Below are 19,919 nucleotides of genomic sequence, written 5' to 3'. Positions count from 1 at the left end.
TTGCTTATAAATATTGTTATCGTGGTTGAGGAATCTGTTTAGCCGTAAACGATCTGATTTTCAAATCTAATGGAGACAAGGAGAAGGCTATTGGCTTGGTTCAAAAAGAAGAATCGATTCACGCCTCTCGCCAAGAACGAGAAGAAAAAAGACTTGCCCAGCGGCATTTGGCGCGTCTGCGACCAATGCGGCGAATACGTTACCAACGAAGAAATCAAACGCAATCTATTCATCTGCCCTAAATGCGATTTTTATTATACGCACCCCGTCGAGGATCGTCTGCGCCACATTCTGGATGACGGTTCTTTTCTTGAATTCGACGAAAGACTCGCTTCCAAGAATCCGCTCGATTTCGACGGCTACGATCAGAAATTGCAGCAGGCGCAGAAGAAAACCAAACGCTGCGAAGCGGCGGTTACGGGATTCGGCAAGATGAACGGCATGGCCGTCATCGCCGGAGTGTTGGATTTCTCCTTTATGGGGGGCAGCATGGGTTCCGTCGTCGGCGAAAAATTCGCGCGGGCGGCGGAGCGCGCCTTGCATGACTCCATTCCCCTGGTCATCGTATCCACCGGCGGCGGCGGAGCGCGGATGCAGGAGGGGATGCTTTCCCTCATGCAGATGGCCAAAACCAGCGCCGCCATCTCCCGCTTGAAGAAAGAGGGCATTCCCTACATTTCCGTTCTAGCGAACCCGACCATGGGGGGCGTGGCGGCCAGTTACGCCGCGCTGGGCGACATTATCTTAGCGGAACCGTACGCCTTGATCGGTTTCGCGGGACCGCGAGTGATCGAACAGACCATCGGACAACAATTGCCGGAAGGCTTCCAACGTTCGGAATTTCTTTTGAAGCATGGCATGATCGATTGCATCGTCGAACGTCCGATGATCCCCACCGTATTGAAGCAATTGCTGCGGCACGCCTGGTACAACCGGGCGTCGCTGCAAATCCCCCAGTTTGACGGGACGACCGGGGGCGTTTACGCCGTTACGAAGTAAGTACCCGCCGCCGTCAAAAATCAATCCGGCCGCCCTATTTCGGCGGCCGTTTTTATGGGCGGCGAATGGGGCTTTGCAAAAAAAACGATTGCGATTATACTCCTGCCATAATAAACGGGGCGCTAGCTCAGCTGGGAGAGCACTACCTTCGCAAGGTAGGGGTCGAGGGTTCGAATCCCTTGCGCTCCATAACGCCTCAACCGCCCGTAAAACCAACGATTTCATGCGGTTTTACGGGCTTTTTTCTTTTCCATTATATTTTCGATGGGTCATACAGAGAGAACCATCTTTTTAGCATTCATGGTTAGTTTATACTGAGGCCGACCAACTACGCTCCGATACCTCAACGGTTATCATTTGCGCATCGCGTTCGAAAGGGATGGCGGCGTCCAGCATGTCTTCCGCGCCGATGCGCAAAGATTCAATTAATTCATCCCGCGTTTTTTCCTGCGCATTGACTTCTGGCAAATCCACTAACCAGCCAATCCACCAATCGTCTTTCTTTTTTATGATGGCTCTATATTTCATTATGGGCTTATGAAAAGTCGTTCTTCAAGAATTACAGATCTATATCTTTCAAAATCCGCTCCAGTTGCAGGATCAAATCGGGAAAGTCATTTTGAATTGTATGCCATACGACGTTCAAATCGACTCCGAAATACTCATGGATAACCACATTACGCATATCACGCATTTCTTCCCATGCGACATCCGGATATTGCGTCTTGATTACATCGGGAATATGGCGCGATGCTTCGCCTATTAAGGCAAAATTATGGAGTGCGGCGTCAACCTGCCATTCGTCACAGCAGAATTGTTTGAAGTCCATATCTTGAGTGTGGGCTATGGTTTTTCGGGCGGCGTGAAGAATATCGTTCAAACGAATGCGCCACGATCTAGGCGACATCGACCGCCTCCCTTAAAATCTCCTCGCGCATTTCCTCACGCAGCGCGGGACGAGTAACTAAATCGACTTCGCATCCCAATATCTCCGAGAGCCGCCTCCGTATGCGCAAAAAATGAAACATGCCGATCGGACGATTGAACTCCACCAGCAAATCGATATCGCTTCCGGGCAAAAACTCGTTACGCGCGGCGGAACCGAACAACGCCAAGGATTTCACTCCTTGCTCACAAAGTTCCGCCCGATGAGTTTTCAAAACGTCAATGACAGCCTGCCTTTGCATCGCCGCTCCCAGAGGTTTGATTTTCCCATATTATACAATTATTTTCCGTTAGGCCGCGAAAGAGACGATTTCCAATTCGGCGGCTGCGTTCGAGCGTTCGAGAATAGCGTCCACTCGCTGCATAATGGAATCCTCAATTAAATATTCCCGGCAATTTTCGCATTGATGAACAGGGAGATTTTTGAAGATGACCATCGAATGGTCTCCCCTTTTGAACGGAATATCCGACAAAGCCGGTTTCATGACGCCTCCGCATACGTGACAAGTCATAAAATTCGCCTCCTTTTGAAATCATCGTTCCATTGTTCGGGATTTGGGATATAGGCGGTTACGATTCGAACATTGTCTTGCTGGACATCGACGGCGAATACAATATGAAAAACGACATCTTCAAAATAGAGCGAGTATCTCTTTCGGCGTCTTGGAATCAATTCCTTGAATTCCTTTAAAATCGCCTATGTTATAGGTAGCCAGATAATCGACGCGGGATTCCAAAACTTGAGCGGCCAGTCTCATGTCGAACACTTTAGCGGTTACTACGTGATGTTGTACTATTAATTCCAAACATCTTTGCAAGACGGATCGGTTTGTATATACCACCTCAAACGCATCCTCCAAATAAACCCGTCGAATCAAAGACGCCGCCTGTTCCGGTTCGAACGGCAAATGGCTCATAGCGGCTGGATGGGTTAAAACCCGATACAATTCAAGCAAGTTCTGTTCGGAAACAACTCCTGTTACCGAACCCGTAAAAACGCAACTGAGCAAATCCGCCGATTCCTCGTGAAATGGCGATTTTTCATCATGGGCATAAACCAAAACATTGGTATCGAAAAAAATCTTAACTTTCTTCATACATTTTTTCCCGCGAAAGATATTCTGTTTTTACAGACAATGGGAATGTCGGAAAGGGATAGACTTTCTTTTTTTTTGAAATAATCATGATTTCTACCGGTTCACCATCCTGAATGCCTTGCGGCAATTTATCTTCCAGAACGATTGTATTTCCTTTGATAATCCCTTTCATGACGACGCTCCTTTTCTAGTATGTTTGGCTGAGGCCGGGCGGCAATGGCAATGTTGTTTTGCCCTTGAGAATAGGATGAATTCAAAGGCAAAAAATACTTGCCCTTGCCGCCCAGCCCAGCCGAATCCCACTCTCCTCAAATCACTTTCGTCTTCCCCGGAACCGCTACGGGATAATTCCCTTCCGCATCCGCCAAGACGGGGGGCTTGGTTTTGAAATCGCCTGTCGGCGGGCCGAAGGTGAAATCGGAATTCAGCGCTTCGTCCCAGCCGATTTGCTTTCCCGAATAGCAGGCCATTTGCCCTAGAATGCCGACCATGGAACTTTTCACTCCGTAATCGTTCACGATAAGATTGCCGGAGCGGATGGCTTTGAACAGTTCTTCATGTTCGACCTTATAGCCGTCTCTCTTTTCTCCGTCGTATTCCCAATTGGTCTCTCCGGTGATCCGGCCATTCATCAATTCGCAGCGGCCTTTGGTTCCGATCAGGATGTCGGACGTGTTTGTGTAGCAATTCTCCTGCGTGCGGCCGAAGCCGTAAATCTTGCGCCCGTCGGCGTATTCATAAACTACTGCATAATGATCGAAGACGTTGCCGTATATCTCGCCGAAAGCGGCGGAGCGTCCGCCTACGCCGTGCGCTTTGATCGGCGCCTCTTCGCGCATCGCCCACATCGCCTTGTCCAGATTATGCACCAACGACTGAAGGATGTCGTCGCCGGACAGCCAGGAAAAATGATACCAATTGCGGAACTGATATTCGATTTCCTTATCGCTGGGCTGGCGCGGAGCGAGAACGTAAGGCGTACGCAAATAATTCTCTTCAATGGCCACAATATCGCCGATTGCGCCGTCCAAAACGCGCTTCATGGTTTCGCGGAAGGCGGGGACGTAGCGGTAAATCAATCCCGAAACGATGCAGAGTTTCTTCTTCTTGGCGAGATCGAACGTTTCCATGGCTAACCGGACGCCAGGAGGATCGATGGCGTGAGGTTTTTCCGCAAAGACATGCTTTCCGGCGTCGATAGCCGCTTTCACGTACTTGGGATGGAAGATAGAGGTGCAGGCGATCACTACCGCGTCAACGCCGCTGTCGATGACTTTTTGATAGCCATCGAAGCCGACGAAACAATGATCCTTGTCAACGGCGACCTGATCGGGCTTGCGATCCCGCAATCCCTCTAGCGACTTTTGCAAGCGCTCTTCGAAGATATCGGCCATGGCGACCAATTTGATTCCCGGTTCGGCGTCCAGGGCGTCATTGGCGGCGGCGCTGCCGCGTCCGCCGCAGCCGATCAAGCCGATTTTGATTTCATCGCTGGCGGCGGCGTAGCCGTAACGTTGGATATCCGATGCGCCGATGGCGGCGACGGATGCCGCCGTCTTCAAAAAGGACCGGCGAGTTGTGGAATTACGTTTTTTCGATGGGTTGGATGGGTTCATTTTTTTATCCCTTCACGGAGTGACGCGTAGTAAAAAAACAATGCTCCGGCTTCGAAAGAAAGCCATTATTCGCCATTCTTTCATAAAGAATGGGCGGTTGTCAATTATTCTTATTTTCTCATGTTACGCGCAATGAAAAATAGGATGGAGTGATTTCGCTAATCGTATTGAATCACGAAACCACGAAAAGGCTCGAATTCCACGAAATTTTTGAAACACGGATATCGCGGATTTTTATGGATTTCACGGAAAAATCTTTAGCACAACGCGATTCCTTGAGTCAACCGTTTTTCTTTTCTTTTTTTTGTGTTTTTCTTTTTCGTTTCGTGTTTTCGTGGTTCAAACGACAATAGTAAGAGATTCCTTTAATTACCCATTGCGCGTAACATGAGTTATAAAGCAAAATCATCGACTTGAGATTCTAATGGCGCAGACCAGAGATAGCTGGTCGCTGACAACTTTTATCGGATCAATCTTCACGAATCAACGTCACTCCCGAACCCGCTGTAATTTCGCCGATGTTAATCGCTTCGGGGCATACTTCTTTCGCCTTCTCCTCATGACGCGCCGAGAGGATGAAGACGATCCCGATGCCCATGTTGAAGACGCGGTGCATCTCTTCCCAGGAAATTCGGCCTAAATCCTGGATCAATCGAAAAATCTGCGGCGTCTGCCAGCGGTTAGGGTGGATCGCCGCCTGGCAGTTATCGGGCAGAATGCGGGAGATATTGCCCTCGAAGCCGCCGCCGGTGATATGGGCGACGCCCTTGATGGGCGCCACGGCGCGGATTTTCTGGAATTCGTTTAGGTAGGATCGATGAGGCGTCAGCAACTCCTCGCCCAGCGTTTTGGACAAACCTTTGGGAATATCGTCCAATCTAAAGCCGTTCTCTTCCAGCAACACCTTGCGCGCTAACGTATAGCCGTTGGTATGCAATCCGGATGACGGCAGTCCAAGGATACTATCGCCGGGCGCGATATCCTTGCCGTTGATAATCTCTAGTTCGTCCACAACGCCGACGATGGTTCCCGCAACGTCGTACTCGTCCGCCGCGTAGACATCGGGCATTTGGGCGGTTTCCCCGCCAATCAACGCCATGCCCGCCGCGCGGCAGGCATCGCTCATGCCTTCGATGAGTTGCAGCACGACCTCGTCGTTCTGCCGCCCGCAGGCGAAATAATCGAGAAAGAAGAGCGGCCGCGCTCCGCAGGCCAGTATATCGTTGATGCAATGATTGACGATATCCGCGCCGATTCCCTTATGCCGTCCCGCCGCGCAGGCCAGTTTGACCTTGGTGCCTACGCCGTCCACGCTGGATACGAGAACGGGATTTTTCTCCTTCAAGCCCTTAAGCGCAAACAATCCTCCAAAAGCGCCGTCCTTATGCAAAACCTTGTCACAATGAGTGTGGCGGGCCAATTCGGCGATCCGTTTTTTTACTCGATCGCCCGCCTCAATATCTACGCCGGATTCCGCATAACGCGACTTCTGTTTCATGCTTCCTTCCATTCTTATATAGGATTGAAACGGATTTCATGGATTTCATGAAAATGGACTTTTTACGCTTAGTTTGGTCGATAGGACGAGCGGCTCACATCCAGGCCGCGGATTTGTCCCAACGGCGTGATTACGTTTTCTATGACGATCGTTTGCAAGACGCCATAATACATAGGCGCCAGGGCGTTGCCTTCCCGCACCCGGAAGAGCAGATTCTGCTTTCCTGCCGGAATATTTTCCAACGTGAACGTATTCCCGCTCACGGGATAGGATTGCACGCCGAGCACCTCGATTCCGGCCAGTTCCATGCCTTCCGGGGGAATAAAAGTTCCCGTCAAGCCGCCCACGCTGGAGATTGGCGACAAGCGGGGATTCAAATATTGCGAGGTCATGGTATCGGGTCCGATGCGTTGTGGCATTTCCTGCGGCTGATACCCTTCCGCGGAAAAAGTCAACATGTAATTTCCCGGTTCCGTAAGCGTAACCTGGTAAGTTCCATCGGGTGAATTGAACGTGCGGGTTTGATAGAACCAGCGTCCCGCCGCTTTATCCGGTTGACCCGCTATAGTAACGAGATAGGTTTTCAGCGGCTGATCGGTCTCGTTATTGACTACGGTTCCCGCTAATACCCACTCTCCCGGCGTCAATACGATATCTACATTGGGAGAACCGGCGGGTACCTGGTACAAAGCGCCCGACAAAGGCGGACTCGATTCCAGCCGGAAAAGCAGATCGTAGGCGCCATCCGCTAGCGAAGGCAGAATATACTGGCCGTAGGCGTCGCTGACGGCGGTGGTGGTTCCTCCTTGCGAATGCAGCGCCTTTGCTTGCACTCCCGCTAATGGTTTGCCGCTGTTATCGGTTATCCGCCCTTGAATGGTTCCAGACGATTGCAATTTCACCGTAATGGATTGTTGTTGTCCCGCCGAGAGAACCACTTCCTGATTCGATTGCGCATAACCCTGCTTCGCAACAGTCAGGCTGTGAGTTCCGCGAAACATGGCGATCGGCTTGTCGGATGTGGAAACCTTATCGAAGACGAATGCTCCGGAAGCATCGGTCCGAGTCTCCAAAATCTTGGATTGGATCAAATCCTGGAGAATGACGGCGGCGTCGGCGACGCCCACGCTTCTTTGATCGACGACGCTTCCTTGCAGCGATGCGTTGCCGTGCAGCGTTATGGTAATGTCGGATAGCTGCTGCCCGGCGGATTCGTTGGGCAGAGGATCGCTTAATCCCGCGCCGTAATCCGGGTGCGTTGCGTAAAGTTGGAGCGTAATGTAATTCGGCGATTGTTCCGTCAATACCGGAGCGCCGCTTATGGTAAAGCGTCCGTCGGAGCCGCTGACGGCGCTGACCGATTCCAACTTGGCGATGGTAACGTTAGCTCCCGATATCGGCCGGTTGTTTTGATCGACGACGGTTCCGCGAATCGTACGCCCGGATACGGCTTTAAAATCGATATTCTTCGCATCCCATTCGTATACCCGGACGCTCTTAAAATCTTCATCGACGGGAATGACGACGTTCAGCGAAGCGTTCTCTTTGGCGAGACTGGACACGAGATACGAGCCGCGAATCAAATCTTCGAATTGGTAATACCCCGATCCGTCGGTAACCGCCGTCAATACTTTTCGATCGCTGCCCGCATCCTGCTGCTTCGCGCTTAAATTGAAACGGGCGACTCCTTGATTCGAATCTCTCATTACTACTCGCCCGGAGATGGAAAACGCCGGTTGCTTCAATTGAAGAATCGCTTCTTGCGAAAAAGGAGGTTGAATCTCTTTCGATCCTTCGCCCTCGTCGGTATAGCCTTCCTGGCTGGCCTGGATATGGATCGTCTTATCGGGCGCATTCGTCACTTCGAAGCGTCCGCCGGGATCGGCGTTCAGTTCGACGGACCAGATGCCCTCCAACGTCTTCATCGCGATGCGTGCGGCGGATACCGGTTCGTTGAATTGATCGATCACCCGTCCCGCCAGGCTGCCGTTTTTCACCAATACTAACGTCAATTGCATCGATCCCGTGCGTGCGCCATCCATCCGCAGCGTTTGATACCCTTCTCGCGACGCCGTCAGCGTTATGGTTTGTTCTTTGACGCCGTCGATTTTGAAACGCCCGTCGTTGGCTGTAACGATCGAGGGATATCCCGCCGCCTCTACTCTCACGTTATAAAGAGGAAATCCCTTCGTATCGTTGACCACGCCGCCTATGGCTTGAATAAGCGGAATGTTTCCGCTCGCTTGCGCTCCCGCCGTGGGCGATGCGCCGGAGGCGGAGGATATGCCGGAAGATGCTCCTGGCGCCGAAGCCAGCGGCGTTTTGGTTGCATTGGCGCCGCTAACGATTCCGCCTTCTCCCAAAGCCGAAGGCGATTCGCCTGCGGTGGCTCCTTTTTTTTCAACGCCGGTTGGCGCAGCCGTCGAATCGGCGCCTTCTTGTTGACCCGGCTGCAAATCTTTTGATGCGGCTTGTTCGCTTCCCGGCGGGGCAGCCGCCCCCGATCTTTTTCCATCGAAATTCGACGATGGCATAAAAACAATGACGGCGATGACGACAATCACGACGATCGCCAAAACAATAGGCAGAACCATATAGGAACGCATTAGTTAAACTCCTTTTATCTCCGCTCCAAAAAGAGTATTTTTCGTTGACTTTTAGAAATAATAATACCTTCATGGGCTAATATGTTTTTATCGATTATATTATCATGAAAAGCGGGTCACGGCGATTTGATCATTTACTAGATTAAATTCTCCCCCTTATATATAACGGCGCCTCCCCAATTAAAAGACGAATTTTCACTTTTATCGATAGAATCTTTCCCTTGTCCATCTTTGTACCAAAGGATATCCTTCATTAAACCTCCAATAGATTTTTTATTCCAGACAGCAGTACATTGAAACTAGGCGAGCGATTCCCTTCCAATTTCAAATAGGGAGCAATGGCTCTCGATCCTGCAATCTTCTGGTATTGTTTATCTGTCAGATCGCCAAGTTCGTCCGCCGGGTGGTTAAGGTTGTCGGGAGAACGATATTTACTATTGTTCTGTTTATGGGCTAATCCAGATAACTCAAGACCTTTCTCTACCGCCTCCAGATCCCCAAGATAAAAACTCTCCAATTCCCTGCAAGCAATCCGCACCAGGATTTTATCTTTTCCCGATTTTTGGCAAAGAGCAATCAGGTTTGATTTTATCTTGGTGCAATCTCCTGAGTCCTGATCTCTTAACACAACGAAAACAGAATTAGGCGTCCGCCAACCGCGAAGGCGCTTTTCTAAGTTCTTCTCAAGGTCCTGTTTGCCCTGGAAGATAATGTATATGAACCGCACTTGGTATTCCGAAGATAGTAAACGTGGTAAAACCCCTTTGAGCATTTCCCGAGCGGAAGGTTCTTCAAGAAAAAACACGATCGTCGTCATTGAGGATCGGCTCCCTCAAAGAAACCTTCATCCCAAAGGCGTCCCATCTTGTCGCCGTCCTGCATATAAGCGGCGATTTGTTTATTTTCGGCAGCGGGCTTAATTGTTGTATATCCATCTTTTTTCAAAAGCCAAAACACTTCATCGAGTTCCGCCGCATTTAAGAAATTCGGCGAGTGCGTCGAAACGAAAACTTGTCCGCCCCGGTGGGCGTAAGCGCGGAACTCTTCGGCAAGTTCTTCGAGTAGTTGCGGGTAGAGCTGATTTTCCGGTTCTTCCACGCATAATAATGGATACGGCTTGGGATCGTATAATAAAGTCAAATAGGCGAGCATTTTTATCGTGCCGTCGGAAACGTACCTAGCCAGGAAAGGATCCTCAAAGGATCCATCCTTAAACTTCAATAAAACCCGTCCCTCTTCAGTTGTTTTTGAATCTATATTTGATAGGCCAGGAATTCTCAGTCTGAGACGATTAAGAATATTCTCGAATATTTTTCGATGAGATTGGTAAAGATATTGAATAACAAGCGATAAGTTTTCTCCTTCCCGCGAAAGATGTTCTGCATACCCAGCCTCTTGTTCGGGCCGAGCTTTGCTAATATGAAAATCCGATATATGCCAGTTTTCTATCAAGTTTCCCAACGCCACCACGGCGGGAAATCGTTCGAATTGCGCCAAGCCTTTGATGGCTAGAATATCAGGCGATTTTAGGTCCTGTTTTTCGCGCCGAAGTTCTTTGACATCTTTAACAAAGTCCAACTCATTTGTAACAGCTGTACCAGTTCCCCGGGTAAAATTCAAGAATTGCCAAGGTTGCCCTTTGCTCCCTCGGCGATATTTCAAGACTTCCTGTTCTACTACCGCATGTCCCTTCTCTTCATTGATTTTTAAAAAGTATGTTGTAAGCGGACTACTAGGTTTTTCTTTGAATTTCAGTTCTATCTCGATAGGACCACCCGAATTGCGGCTGCGAACTTCGCGAAATCCTCGGCTGCCGCCCATTTTCAATAGAGCGGTTTCGACATTATTCGTCATTGCGTCGCGTAGAAAACCAAATACGCTAAATAGTGTGCTCTTTCCGGAGCCGTTCGCCCCTACGAAGACGCAAAAGGAAGGAATTTTAGTGAGCGTCACATCGCGAAAAGCTTTAAAATTTTTTAATCGCATAGATTCGATTTTCATCTCAACCCTCGTTATTCGTTATCCTACATATCGAAAAGCGTTCGTAAAATCAAATCATGAAGATCATCGTAGTTACGCCAATATTCAACTCGGTAGGCGATTCCGGCTTCTTATCGATTAGAGGGATTCCGACCAAATTCCTTATTAGGAACAATAATTTCCTTAACCGATATATCGATTCGTAAATCCATATAATTCTATATGTTTATTCACATACTTTAACATTATTTTTATGACAAGAAACATTTATTTGCCATTAATTTGAAAGTTATAGAATCACGGTTAAGCGCGGGAACCGAATATCGCCGTTCCGATGCGGACGATTGTGGCGCCTTCTTCGATGGCGGCATTGACGACAATCACGACAATCGCCAAAACAATAGGCAGAACCATATAGGATCGCATGTGGGAAACTCCTTTTAACTTCAGGCGGAAAAGAGAATTTTTCGTCGATTTTTGGTTTTATCGTTCGGGATATTCGCCTGACTCCATAGTTTCGTTCCATACGATTCGAGAGACAAGGCTCTGGGAAGCGGCGAAATCCCTTTCCGGCTATCGCGTTTATATTCAAGGGATGAACGAACCATTTCGATGATCCCCATTTCTTTGAGCGCGCACGAAAAATGATATTAACACTCGCAAATCCTATTAACGATTATAATGAAAAAAGGATTGGGAATAACTGGGATTGGCGGGCGAATCTCTCTTTTTGTTTGGAGCCGGGGGGGAAAATATCAAAGAAAGGCAGCTCAAGCGATGGATAAGGATGGTAAATGGGAGCGTATGCATCCCCTAATGGCTATAGCGTTCGGGGACATGAGTAATACCATTCTGCGTTAGGATTGTTGCTTATAAATTCCCTCGCCCTTTGGGAGAGGGCGAGGGTGAGGGGAATATAAGTCTAATAATATCAACACTCACCTAACCTCTCCCCATCTTGGGAGAAGAATTTTTTAAAACAGCAATATCAATGCAGGTTGGTATAACAGGTAAGAATTAAGTTTGCGAATCAAGAAAAAATCCCCGCTATGCGAAAATACGCATGGCGGGGATTGGTTCGATTTCCTGTACTTTAATCTCAGACCATTCGTTATCCCTAAAAGAGCATCCATGAATCGACGGGCGTTTGGCCGCTGATCGTAATTTGGCCATTGACGATTTTAACCGGGATGGCCGCCAATCCTATATCGAAAGCTTGCGCATTTTGCAGAGTCAGCGGATAAACGCCATTGGGGACATTCGATGAAGCGGCGAATTGCAATTGCAACGCTTCGAATCCCCCTTGAACGCCGGAAGCGTGAATCCAGCCGAAACGCGCCCATCCTTCGCTCCAGGGAAACCAATCGGGATTGACGGCGGCCATACCCAGGTTTCCGCCAAGACTGCCGGGAACCGCATCGGCCAGGTTGAACGACCGGCCGTCATAGTTTAGTTCGAATGCCAAACAGCCGAGCGATTGCGCGCCCGCGAGGTAAACGTTCAGCGTTGACGTCTCCCCTGGAGTCATATTCGCCGAATCCACGCGCAGCTCCACTTCGCCCGACAACGTAGAGACAAACGTCCGGTTTTTCCCCGTCAAATTCGCCGACGTTATTTGCGATCCGGCCATCTCGCCAGCGGTTTGTTTGACATAAGCGGCACCGCCGTTCGGTTGAGTGTTATCTGCCAGAGAGACAGTCAGGCGAACCGTTTTTTTGTCCCATGTACGATACATATAGATTTCCATACCGGAATCGCGGCCGGAACTGAAAAACAATTCCCCTCCGCTGTACGACCAATCGGGATCAGTATCGCGATCGGCATTATTCGTGATCCTAGTCAGATTGGTTCCGTCTATATTAATTAGATAGATTTCTTCATTCCCATCCCGCGTGGAAACGAAAGCGATGGCATCCCCATTGGGGGACCAGGCTGGTTTTTCGTTTTGTCCGGCGCCATCGGTAAGTTTTTTGACGCCGGTCCCATCGACGTTCGCGATATAAATATCTTTCGATCCGCCCCGGTTCGACGTAAAAGCAAAGCGCTTGCCGTCGTGCGACCAGGAGGGATCGAGATCGGCGGCGGGATCGTTCGTCAAGCGTACTGGCGGAAGCGGCCCCACGACGACATCGATGCAGAATGGTTTATAATTTTCCAACTTCCAACTGACGTCGCCAACTTTTTTAAACCACCAGACGTTTACGTTTCCGTTGCTCCCGCGGGCCAGTTGGGGTTTGCCGTCTTCCAAAAACGACATAACTACTACGTAGTTTTCGGGAACGATTACGTTATCCAGCTTGACGGAATGCCATCCCGTCCCAGCGGGAGCCGTTATGCCGCTGGCGATGGGCGCATCGCCGGGTTGGCCATCGACGACCGGCAATACGGACCATTGGAAAGGCGCAGGCTCGCCGAAAATATAAAACCGGATTTCTTGCAAGGTTCCCTCAATGGATTCGTATTGCACTCCCAACGCTTCGCCCGCGAATCCACTGTAAAACTGGGTCGTGGAAGGCGAACCCCATAGTTGAGTCAATTCGCCCATAGTACCATAGGGGTCCACTTCGATTTGATAGACTTCCGGATTTCCATCCCTTTCCGAAACGAACAGAACATGGCTGGTTCCACCCAGCCAATCGGGCGAATAATCTTTGGCGGAATGAAAAGTATATTGGCTAAACTCGTACGCTTTGCTGGTCGTGAGCCAAAGATCGGCGTTTCCGCTCCGTTCCGAAGTAAAGAGAAGATGATAGTTACCGTTCGCGTAATGGGGATCGTAATGGTTGTAATCATCCTTAACGAGACAAACTGGTTTTTGATCGGAGGGGCCTTGAACGGCCAAATACTTTTTCCCTGCTCTCTCCGAAGTAAAAATGATGGACGGCAATTCGTTGGGATGCATAACGAAAGAACTCAGCTCGGACGTATTTCCGTCAGGATGAATCGCCAAAGCGCTAATCGCCGTTCCCTTAGGAAGAGACGAGGAGATGTTGAATTTGTTATTGAAGACGTAACCTGTTCCCAGCAGCATAGGATCTCGGCTATTGCCGGTTTCCCGGTTTATAATCACGCGGCTGCCGTTGGGGGCGTTCGCCGTTCCAGTAATATTGTAATCGCGCCAAGTCAGGGATTCGGGCTTCGGCGATTCGATTCCGCCGTTGCCCCCGTTGAGCAGAATATCGTCGCCGGAATTTATGAAAAACGAATCGGCGAACAGCGTATTGAATTTCGATTCCGCCCCTTCAATATAAACGCCGCTTTTGCTGTTCTGAATAATCGAATTGAAGGAAAGCCAATTGTGGTACGATCCTCCCTGGATCGCTGCGCCGTAACCGCGATTCGATTTAATCGTATTGCCATGAAGAACCACGTCATGAATTCCGTTCGTCAAAACAACGCCGAGGCCGTTGCCGCCGTAATAGGAATAAGAGCCGATTGTATTGTATTGAATCGAAAGGCTGGAATCTTGGCCTTCGGCGTAAATTCCCGCTTCGCTGTTGCCGGAGATTTTGCAGCCTTCTTGAGCATTGAATCCGCCGATTTGGATTCCGGTTCCTCCTTCCACCCGGATGCCTTCTTTTTTATTCCCTCCGATAACCATCGACTTCAGCGCGATCTGACTTTGCAAGCCTTGCTTGATTAACACGCCCGCGCCGGTGTTGTAATTGACCGTCAACAAGCGTCCCGGTTCTCCCAGCGTGAAGTTCCGGCAATCCATGAGGACGATTCCATTGCGATTGCGGGTAATGTCATATTGATAGGCGACCGGCTGGGCGGGATGAAGGCCCCGCCAGACGGAATCGCGGACATATCGGAAGCGGGCGCCATCCAATACGTTGTCGCTTACTCCAACCCGTTGCAATACCGCTTCCCGCGCATCCTCCATATAGAGGCCTTCGCTTTCCACGCTGAGGCTGCCGTTGTTCTTGATGAATACATTGTCGAGCGCCACGGTTAATGAATTGTTGATATGAATTCCACGCTGTTTGTTCTTTTGGCTTGTCGTATTCGAGATGGCGATATTCGTTCCATTCTCGACGACTATTCCATTCTTTTCGCAACTCGAAATCGTACATTTGTTTAAAACCAGATTTTGTACATTGGTCAGGATCATGCCGGATTCTTGCGGGGCGTTGATTGTGGCCCGAATCGAGTCGTTACTCGATCCATTCAAGACGATTCCTTCTTTGGCGGTATTGCGGATGTTCATTAGGTTCAATGTATGATATCCGGAGCCTACGCCCCCGGCGTAAATTCCTATGTCGAATCCCTGAATCCAGGATTGATCGAGAATTGCGCCGTCGCTGTCTTCTATTCGAATCGCATCGCCGGGCAGGATTTTCAACATATAGTTTTCCACATTGAACGTAACGGAGGAGAGCGCGCGCGTATACCCAAGGGCGGTTTTATAAATTTTCAAGGTAGGTGCGCCATTCTCCAACTTGTGAGCGCTTTTCGCCAGGATGCCGCCGCTTTTATTTCGGCCGATGACGCATTCGTTGATGGCGGTTTCGCGGGCTTGTTCGATATAAATCCCATAGCCCCCATTGGCGCCGATTATCTTTTCGAGACTTTCGACCTTCTGGGATCGCCCGCCGATCAAAGCTTGATTTATGGAATTCCCAACGGTTTTTTCGTCGAGGATGGCGATGCCGTTTTTCTTGTTCCTTTCGATTTTGCAAGCGTAGAGTTGATTGTAGGAGGCGCCTTTTTGGATCAGGACGCCATGTCCCTCGCAGCCATTGAAATAAATGTTGGCTTCGGAAGCGTTGCTGGTGTCTTCGCCAATCGCCGCCTGAATCCGATTGTAAATGGTGTTTTCGTGCTCCATCAGCACGCCGTTTTCGTAACTATTGTATATTTCGATTTCGTTGAAATCGTTATGGTTGGCGCCGGCGCCCAGATAAACGCCGTTTTTGGAATTGCCGGCAATCATATCGTCGCCGTTTTCCCATTTGGAATGGCCTAATTTAAAGCTGCTTATGCGGTTTTCTGAAGCAAGTTGCCCCCATAGTTCGATTCCGTTCTGATTCAAAAAACTTTGACCGTAACTCAGCGAGTTAAAGCCCGAATTTTCCACAGATATTCCGTTTTTTGTATTGTTTCCGCTAATAACGTTGTAAATTTCATTTCGTTTCGTGAAGGATAAATTGAGGCCGTGGCCTTGATTGTATCTTGTCAGGCAGCCGTAGATGGTATTGAACATGCCTCCATCGATAGAAACGCCGTCCTGGCCGCAATTTCTGATATCTACATTGGCCAATTGATTCTCGAAACTATTCGAAAGGTTAATTCCATTTCTCCCGGCGTATTGGACGGAGAAGTTCTGTTCGATCCGATTCCAGCCGCCGCCTGAAATATACAAGCCGTGCCCGTTGCACAAGCGAACGGCAACGTTGGATCCGACAATATTTCCCCGGCTGCCGTAGGTGAAGTAGATTCCATCCGATCGCGATCCGGAAAACGTCCCGGAAAGGATTCTTGCGGAGTTCGCTGAGAGAGTTAACGGACTTCTGGCTTGCACTTCTCCAAAAGAAACCGAACAGCCGTCCTGGATTTCGAACGAATGACTGTCTCGCGTAAAAATCAATTGCGAAGTATTCGGCAATGCGATTTTATCTTGCGGCGTCAAAGTAAATCCTTCCGAATACCAGGTGGAATTGGGCGCCGTGACGATTATCTCGTCGGCGGTTTGCGAACCGATGAACGTCCTCCAATCTAGGCTGCTGGGTAAAGAAGTTATCAAGTCGCCTTCTTCTTTATCGTTCGCCGTTGCATCCAGGCTCTCGCTTTGATACAAAGCGGGTTGAGAAACTCCGCCGCCATGATCGGCGTGATAATGTTCGACGCGGAAATGCCTGCGCATTTCCGGGGCGGGGCCGTTGCCGATCGTCAGAGTTACTCTATCGACATTCGCTTCTTCCCATTGGTATTGGTAAACCGGACGTCCCTGGCTGTCTTCGCCGGTTTGGACTTTCCTTTCGTTGAAATGATGCGTCCATTCCTCGTTGGGATCGTCATACGGCGGATTGAAGAGGGACAATCTACCTCCGGCAAAAGCGATCGCTTCATCCAGGGTTAGCCTTCCATCAGCCTGCATTCCTGCGCTTGTATCCGTGGGCGTTACGGTGAATCCACGAGGAAGCGCTACGAGGTTAGGTATTCTTTTTTCGCTTGATCCCGGAATGGAATGCTCCACTTTCCCCGCCGGAGTGAATATTTTGAGCGCATAATTCGTATTTTCGCTTGTTTCCGGAATCTTGATCGAGAACGAAGTATTGGTTAAAGAATGCGGGTATATTTGTTCCCCATTGAGATCGAAGATCGCACTGTCGAAATTTTCTCCTTCTACATGAACCTGTTGCCCGTCATACGCAAAAGACGGTTCCTGCGTCGTGATTTTGGGTTCGCCGAGAATCGTATAGTCGAACGCGTCCGTGGAGAGATTGGAGTTGGGATTGAAGACGCGGATGCGGTATTTGCCCAGCTTCAAGTCCGGCGTGGTTATGCGCATACGCGACGAATACTCGAAGGTAGAGGGAACCTCCCAGGATTTGCCGGCCGCCGGATCGTCAAAAAAGACTTGCAAAGGCTCTTTCTCATTGCGCGGATCGAAATAATTGCCATTCAGAGAAATTTCCGTCCCCTTAAATCCTGCAAAAGGACCGGTCAGGAACGCAGACGCCGGAGCGTATCCCTGGTTGGGGCCGATGGAATACAAGATTGGACTGATCAAAACTTTGAAGAAATCGTTAGTTTCGGTCCGTTCCTTTGAAGCGGGAGTAGTAACGTAAACGTTACTACTAATTTCTTTAGGCAGAACCGAACTGATCAGCCCTATCGGAACCTTGACCGAAAGAATCATATCCTCGCCCAACAATTGGATATCCACTGGTTCCGCAACCAGTTCGTTGCCGAAGGTTACAAAGTTATCTTTTGGATCGATGGCAAAATGGCGGCCGACGATTTTGATGATTTCTCCCTCATACCCTTCCGCCGGCGATAGGTGATGGATCGAAGGTTTATAGGGATCCCCCGCTAAGACCATGATCGATTCCAACGGAGACGCATCGTTTTCCGCTTGATAACCGGCGAGTTTGGTCAACCGCGATCCAATATCTCCAACCGCCGCCGTCTTCGATAATACATTCGCACTCCCAGCCGAATGCTGCAAAGCAGTAAACAGTATTTTTTGCAATTTCTTTCGATTGGCGGGAATATCCAGCAAGGTGAAAGCCGAACGGACCGCGCCGCCCGCCGACTCCAGCGCTTTGAGATAAGCATTCAACGCTTGTTGATGCGTCATCGCCGTAAGATTCGAAGATGCGGTCTCCTGGTTGAGCCGATCCATACAGCTTACTAAACCTTGATGGACGGCGTCCACAATGGCGGTTCGATATTCTTCGACCGTTATAGCCCATAGATCGACCAAAGGCAGAACGATATTCAACGACGCGGCTCGCAGGGATTGCTTTCTTCCATTAGGAATTGCTTGCAGGACTTTGGCGTCCCATCCCTGGCGATCGAATGATGAACCGCTGTACGAACGAAGCATATAGACGGCTTCATCGCCGTTTTCCAGCGGCAATACCTGGCTTTGCGCTGGAATCCAATCTTCGCCTGCGAACGCCTTGTCGACGCCCGCTCCATAAACGTCCATTTTTCTCTTCAGACGATCGGAGACGATGGCGGAGACGCGTTCGTAGCCCGTATGCGCATAATCGTTCGACCGGATTTCTGCATAAGGAGTATTGGCGCCCAGCGGCAATGACTTCGGAACAACGCGATATATCGTAGTAATCCAGTCCAAGGGGCTGTAGCCGGGATTCAATTCGACATGAAGCCCGCCCGCCAGATCGTCGAAATAAACGTTCGTCAGATCGGCGTCGGCTTTGTTGAAGCTGACTGTCAACGAGTCGATGAGCGTAGGCTTCGATGTCTGCGCATCTCCTTCGCTTGGTGCGGATGCATTCGGCATAGAACCGATTGCCGTGCGAGAGGGAATCGTCTTGCCCGCCGCAGGCGTTGCGGCGACGTCGAACGCCGTCGTATGGGGCAACGCATTGAGAACCGCCGCTACCGATTGCATCCACGCCGTTTTTACCGCCGCATCGTTCAATCCATCCGCATTCGCCGCAAAACGTTGCGCGATGACTTGCGCCAGGTTTTGGGTTTCGGGAAGAGTCGGCGCCAGGCTTGTCAAGTAATCGATTGTGGAAGTTTGGGCGGTAAGCATATACGGATGCAAAAGCGTCAACGCCGCCGCCGTCGTCTGGGCGTTTAAAATCACCGGATTTGAGGACGTTCCCGAATTGCCGCTTTTTAACGATTCAGGCGTGACGAAAGCCAAATAAAAGATCGAGCGATCATCCTTGGGAACGGCGGCAATCAAGTTGGCCTCCTGCTGGGGAATTTCGATATTAAATGTATTGGAAGTGGAATTTTGCGATTCCTCCAGATTGTTGACAACCGAAAAATCCTGCGCATTCAATCCCCCATCCAATTGCAACGACACTGTTATTTTTCGTGTAACGCGAAAAACGAAAGGGCTTTGGTCTATGCCGCCGACCGATATGACGCGAAGGCGGTTGGTCTCCGCGCCCGCCGGGACTTCGACGACAAGACGAGTCCCTGCGGCTTCCTGAACCGGCGTTTCGATATCGCCGAAGAAAACCAGATTTTCCTTGTGAATGCTTCCAACAAAATTTTGACCGATAATCGTAACTTTTGTCCCAGCTGGGCCATGTTTGGGATAAAAATCGTCAATCATGGGAGGCAGCGCATCGAAGTCGCCCGTGATTTCCCCCTCGGAATAAAGACCCACGCTCATTTGCAGAATCCGCCGAGCGTCTTCGCGGGTCAAGACGCCATCGCCGGTCAATCGATCGCCTACGCCGGGTATGGGAAAAACATCGCCTTTTTCCATTTCCGCCGGAGAAAGCGTTTCCAAATTCTCAACGGCTCGCAGAACTTTGAGCGCATCGCGCCCGTCGATAACGCCATCGCCGGTAATATCTCCTTTCGATAAGAGCGGCTGAGCGCTGGCTTCCATAAAAGAGAAAGACAAAAAGGCTGCAAGAATCGGAATGAATATAGCAATAGGATAGTGGTAATTTTTACGAACTTTGTAATGATTCATGATTTTCTCCCGTGAATAACATATAAATCGAAATTTCCT

Annotated in this window: 14 protein-coding genes and 1 tRNA gene; 2 read left to right on the top strand and 13 right to left on the bottom strand. The window is 49.8% G+C overall.

The genetic code is table 11. The annotated features are described in order from the left end of the window. Positions 1–90: 90 nt before the first annotated feature. Positions 91–999: an acetyl-CoA carboxylase, carboxyltransferase subunit beta gene (accD, locus tag AB1656_10145; protein ID MEW6235735.1), complete on the top strand. Its 909-nt coding sequence runs from the start codon at positions 91–93 to the stop codon at positions 997–999. Between the two features lie 116 nt (positions 1,000–1,115). Continuing rightward, positions 1,116–1,188: transfer RNA gene (locus AB1656_10140), tRNA-Ala, on the top strand. Positions 1,189–1,308: 120 nt separating this feature from the next. On the opposite strand, the gene AB1656_10135 is transcribed toward AB1656_10140, so the two are convergent. From AB1656_10135 to AB1656_10075, 13 genes are all read right to left on the bottom strand, one after another. Next, positions 1,309–1,527, bottom strand: a complete 219-nt coding sequence (locus AB1656_10135) for a type II toxin-antitoxin system HicB family antitoxin (GenBank protein ID MEW6235734.1) — start codon at positions 1,525–1,527, stop codon at positions 1,309–1,311. 31 nt (positions 1,528–1,558) lie between these two features. Beyond that, positions 1,559–1,906 (bottom strand): DUF86 domain-containing protein, encoded by a 348-nt coding sequence (locus tag AB1656_10130; protein ID MEW6235733.1) that lies wholly within the window; start codon positions 1,904–1,906, stop codon positions 1,559–1,561. Further along, the gene (locus AB1656_10125) at positions 1,896–2,186 is read right to left on the bottom strand and encodes a nucleotidyltransferase family protein (protein ID MEW6235732.1); all 291 of its coding nucleotides are present in this window, start codon (positions 2,184–2,186) and stop codon (positions 1,896–1,898) included. Before AB1656_10125 ends, AB1656_10130 begins: the two co-directional genes overlap by 11 nt. A gap of 48 nt (positions 2,187–2,234) precedes the next feature. Beyond that, positions 2,235–2,456: a YgiT-type zinc finger protein gene (locus AB1656_10120; GenBank protein ID MEW6235731.1), complete on the bottom strand. Its 222-nt coding sequence runs from the start codon at positions 2,454–2,456 to the stop codon at positions 2,235–2,237. A gap of 120 nt (positions 2,457–2,576) precedes the next feature. Beyond that, positions 2,577–3,041 (bottom strand): PIN domain-containing protein, encoded by a 465-nt coding sequence (locus tag AB1656_10115; GenBank protein MEW6235730.1) that lies wholly within the window; start codon positions 3,039–3,041, stop codon positions 2,577–2,579. Then, positions 3,028–3,213 carry a hypothetical protein gene (locus tag AB1656_10110; GenBank protein ID MEW6235729.1) on the bottom strand — a complete coding sequence of 62 codons (186 nt, stop codon included), beginning with the start codon at positions 3,211–3,213 and terminating at the stop codon, positions 3,028–3,030. The genes AB1656_10115 and AB1656_10110 overlap by 14 nt, the downstream gene beginning before the upstream one ends. A gap of 136 nt (positions 3,214–3,349) precedes the next feature. Continuing rightward, a complete protein-coding gene (locus AB1656_10105) occupies positions 3,350–4,657 on the bottom strand; it encodes a Gfo/Idh/MocA family oxidoreductase (protein MEW6235728.1) in 1,308 nt (435 codons plus the stop codon). Positions 4,658–5,126: 469 nt separating this feature from the next. Continuing rightward, entirely contained in the window at positions 5,127–6,155 is a 1,029-nt protein-coding gene (gene purM, locus AB1656_10100) for a phosphoribosylformylglycinamidine cyclo-ligase (GenBank protein MEW6235727.1), read from the bottom strand. Positions 6,156–6,223: 68 nt separating this feature from the next. Next, the gene (locus tag AB1656_10095) at positions 6,224–8,761 is read right to left on the bottom strand and encodes a carboxypeptidase-like regulatory domain-containing protein (GenBank protein ID MEW6235726.1); all 2,538 of its coding nucleotides are present in this window, start codon (positions 8,759–8,761) and stop codon (positions 6,224–6,226) included. A gap of 253 nt (positions 8,762–9,014) precedes the next feature. Further along, a complete protein-coding gene (locus AB1656_10090) occupies positions 9,015–9,578 on the bottom strand; it encodes a DUF4276 family protein (protein ID MEW6235725.1) in 564 nt (187 codons plus the stop codon). Further along, positions 9,575–10,762 carry an AAA family ATPase gene (locus tag AB1656_10085; protein ID MEW6235724.1) on the bottom strand — a complete coding sequence of 396 codons (1,188 nt, stop codon included), beginning with the start codon at positions 10,760–10,762 and terminating at the stop codon, positions 9,575–9,577. The genes AB1656_10090 and AB1656_10085 overlap by 4 nt, the downstream gene beginning before the upstream one ends. Positions 10,763–11,044: 282 nt before the next feature. Beyond that, complete coding sequence (locus AB1656_10080; protein ID MEW6235723.1) at positions 11,045–11,167, bottom strand: hypothetical protein; 123 nt, start codon at positions 11,165–11,167, stop codon at positions 11,045–11,047. Between the two features lie 691 nt (positions 11,168–11,858). Further along, on the bottom strand, positions 11,859–19,880 hold the full coding sequence (locus tag AB1656_10075; GenBank protein MEW6235722.1) for a right-handed parallel beta-helix repeat-containing protein: 8,022 nt from the start codon (positions 19,878–19,880) through the stop codon (positions 11,859–11,861). Positions 19,881–19,919: the final 39 nt, after the last annotated feature.

It is taken from the genome of Candidatus Omnitrophota bacterium (assembly GCA_040755155.1).
In the GTDB taxonomy this organism is placed as follows: Bacteria; Hinthialibacterota; Hinthialibacteria; order Hinthialibacterales; family Hinthialibacteraceae; genus JBFMBP01.
This window is presented reverse-complemented; position numbering and strand designations above follow the sequence as displayed.